We start from the raw sequence: 1,907 nt of genomic DNA, 5'->3' as shown, positions 1-1,907 counted from the left end.
TCGCTGGCGCGTTAACCTGCGCCAGCTTAACTTAGGCCTGTTACTCTGCATCAGCGTAGCGCTAATGAGCGCCTGCCACCCACCAGCACCACCGCAATCCTTAACAAACTCGCCCACGGCATCAGCCAGCCCCCTCACGCAAGAGGTGTATATTTGGCAGCGCCAATGGCGCCCAGCGCACCAACTCGCCCTCGAGCAAAGCCGAGAAAGCTTTCAAGGATTGCGAGTGCTCGCTCTGCAAGCCCATCCGCACCCTAAAGAGGGGTTACGTTGGTTTGACGTCGCCGTCAATCATTCATGGTTACAACAAGATCCTCGGCCCAAAATTGCCGTGATCCGTTTAGATGGCAAGCTAACGCACATCAATGATGCCAAGGTACTCGAGCATATCCGCCAACTTGTCGGCCGCTGGCAGGCAGAGGGGACGCCACTTGCGGGTATCGAAATCGATCACGATAGCCCCAGCAGTCAACTGCAGGTGTATCACGATTTTCTCCGTAAGCTTCGCTCGCAATTGCCCGCAGGGCTTAAGCTCAGCATTACCGCCCTGCCTGCTTGGTTGACGAGCCCTGATTTTGAGCCATTAATGGGCCAAATTGATCAATTAGTGCTCCAGATCCACAGCGTTAGCGATCCACGCCTTGGGCTGTTTGATCCTGTAAAAGGCTGGCAATGGGTCAAGCAGCTTTCGGCCAAAAGCACTGTGCCCTATTTCATTGCCCTCCCCACCTATGGCTCGGCGCTGATAAACACGCCATCTGGCACCACTGTGGAGAGCGAAACCCCGCTTCGCCTTGCCAGCCACGCCCGTGATAGCGCGCAGGAGCTGCAGGCCGATCCAGTGCAATTGCAGCAATTTGTGCAACAACTGGGCGCCCTGACGGATGAAAAGTTGGCGGGCATCATCTGGTTTCGGCTGCCCCTTGCGGGGGATAAACGCATCTGGCCCCTTCGCACCCTCATCGCGGTCGCCCATCAAGGGGCGCTGGCGGCGGATATTCAATTAACCCTCAGCCACCAAGCGCTAAATACCGCAGCACCCAAGCCACAAATGCCAACACCAACACCAACTCCAACGCCAATAGCCAAGGCAGCGCATCGCGTTGATCTGTATAAACTCGTCTTAATCAATCAAGGTAATATCCCCGGCGCGCTGCCAGAAACCCTCTCGCTAGCGGGCATTGCCTGCAGCGAGTATGATGCGCAAAATGGGTATCGGGTGCAGGCGCGTGAAGGCGAGTTGCAATGGTATTTACCGCCGCCGTCAACTGTGTCGCCGACATCGATGTTACAGCCGACATCGATGTCACCGCCGTCAACTCAGCCCAGCATGCTCGCCCCTGATGCCCAAAGGGTTATTGGCTGGGCTCGTTGTGCCTCATTACAATTACAGGGAATTTATGCACCATAAGTCAATTCGAACCACCAAGAGAGCCGCGTACAACCGGGCATGGCGATTAACACAATGTGGATTCATGTGTCTGAGTCTGCTGGCGCCCCCGCTCTTGGCTTGTGGACCGGATTTTCCCTTGCAGCTCACGCAGGATAGACAAGCTAATCTACAGTTTTTGCCGCAAACCGCATTTAGCCATCAACTGCAATCACTGGCGCAACCATTGCCGTGGCAATATCAAGCGCCTCCTGCGCCCAAGGAATACCTGTGGGACGAAAAGCAGCAACGTTACCTCTCCCAAACCCGCGCCTTTGAGCATAACGAGTTGCCCTCAGCAGAGCTTGCTTTGGTCAATAGTCTGCGCGATGCTCCCACGCCAATCGACGCCGAGCAACGGGCTGCACAACTAAAGCACGCTCTGCCCCAAGCATTGATATGGTATACCTTAGGGGCCACAGCCTTTGAGGCCAAAGACTACGAGCGCGCCAAACGCTATTTTCATCAGCTACTTGAA

At 55.5% G+C, this 1,907-nt stretch carries 1 protein-coding gene and 1 pseudogene; both read left to right on the top strand.

The annotated features are described in order from the left end of the window. Positions 1-16: 16 nt before the first annotated feature. Positions 17-1,411: a DUF3142 domain-containing protein gene (locus tag ACRCZA_RS11840; protein WP_438674633.1), complete on the top strand. Its 1,395-nt coding sequence runs from the start codon at positions 17-19 to the stop codon at positions 1,409-1,411. After that, positions 1,401-1,907, top strand: a pseudogene (locus tag ACRCZA_RS11835) (hypothetical protein); the annotation flags it as partial. The gene ACRCZA_RS11840 and the pseudogene ACRCZA_RS11835, both read left to right, overlap by 11 nt.

This window comes from Shewanella sp. (genome assembly GCF_051658185.1).
GTDB lineage: Bacteria > Pseudomonadota > Gammaproteobacteria > Enterobacterales > Shewanellaceae > Shewanella.
This window is presented reverse-complemented; position numbering and strand designations above follow the sequence as displayed.